This window comes from Candidatus Sodalis sp. SoCistrobi (assembly GCF_900143145.1).
Classification (GTDB): domain Bacteria; phylum Pseudomonadota; class Gammaproteobacteria; order Enterobacterales; family Enterobacteriaceae; genus SoCistrobi.
On the sequence record NZ_FRDB01000384.1, the window covers coordinates 1 to 1,082 of the forward strand.

Annotated in this window: 1 protein-coding gene and 2 pseudogenes; 1 reads left to right on the top strand and 2 read right to left on the bottom strand. The window is 55.4% G+C overall.

Annotated features, from left to right (window positions below):
* Positions 1 to 229 (top strand): integrase core domain-containing protein (locus tag CINSTRO3249_RS16025; RefSeq protein ID WP_143146879.1); only part of this gene is annotated, 229 nt, incomplete at its 5' end.
* A 52-nt stretch (positions 230 to 281) separates the two neighbouring features.
* On the opposite strand, the pseudogene CINSTRO3249_RS16030 reads toward CINSTRO3249_RS16025, so the two are convergent.
* A pseudogene (locus tag CINSTRO3249_RS16030) lies at positions 282 to 947 on the bottom strand (tagaturonate reductase); the annotation flags it as partial.
* Positions 948 to 972: 25 nt separating this feature from the next.
* Positions 973 to 1,082 (bottom strand): annotated as a pseudogene (locus tag CINSTRO3249_RS17025) (IS110 family transposase); the annotation flags it as partial.

The window sequence follows — 1,082 nt, forward strand, 5'->3', positions numbered from 1 at the left end:
CGGCGACTCCTACGATAATGCGATGGCAGAGAGTATCAACGGGTTGTACAAAACGGAGGTTATCCACCGCGGGAGCTGGAAAAACCGGACGGAAGTGGAGTTGGCCACGCTGGACTGGGTGGACTGGTACAACAACAGAAGGCTGCTCGGGCGGCTGGGTTACATCCCTCCTACTGAAGCCGAAATGAACTATTACGCTTTGCAATTAGCATCAGAGGAAGCGGCGTAGTATTGCCAAAATTACTCTCTAATAAACTCGGGGTTATTCAAGAGAATGAATTTTAATAATATTCATGATAAACCTTTAGGTTTAAGCAATAGGCGGAAACGGCGTCCCGCATGCCCCGATCAAGAATGGCCTGCAGTTGCTGTTCAACCTGTTTCGCCAGACCCGGCACCTGCAGGAGGTCCTGCTGCCAGTGTCCGGTGTCGCTCAGCACGGCACGAACCAGCTCGCCAAGGGTGGTGGTGCCGGCCGTGACGCCGAGCCACAGGGTCTGATAACGATCCAGCCAGGATTGATCGTCCTGCAACGGATAAGCTTCGCCGTTGCGTTCGCCGCGGTAGAACGCGATAAGCGCCGCCAGCGCGAAGGTCAGCCGCGCCGGCAGCTCCCCCTGCTGTTGCTGGTAGGCCAGCAGCTGCGGCAGGATGCGGGTGCGGAACTTGGTCATACCGTTTAGCGCGATAGACAGCAGTTGGTGCTGGATAAACGGGTTGCGGAAACGGCTCTGTACCGCCTGGGCAAATGAGCTCAGCTCGTCGTGAGGCAAGTCCAGCACCGGCACGATCTCCTCGGCGATGGTTTTGGCTACGAAGGTGCTTATCTGGGCGTCGTTCATCGCCGCGCCCACCGTATCCAGACCGGCCAGCCAGGCCACCGGCACCAGCGCGGTATGCGCGCCGTTCAGAATGGCGACTTTGCGCTCTTTATAGGCATAGGTATCTACACATCAGATACCGTCTTGCTCATCATGATGCAAGAGCTATATTTTCATCGAAGGGTATTCCAGATTTTAAGACACCATAAGCTAATTGGAGTAATTTTCGCATTGCCGCGCAGATGCCTACTTTACCTCCTT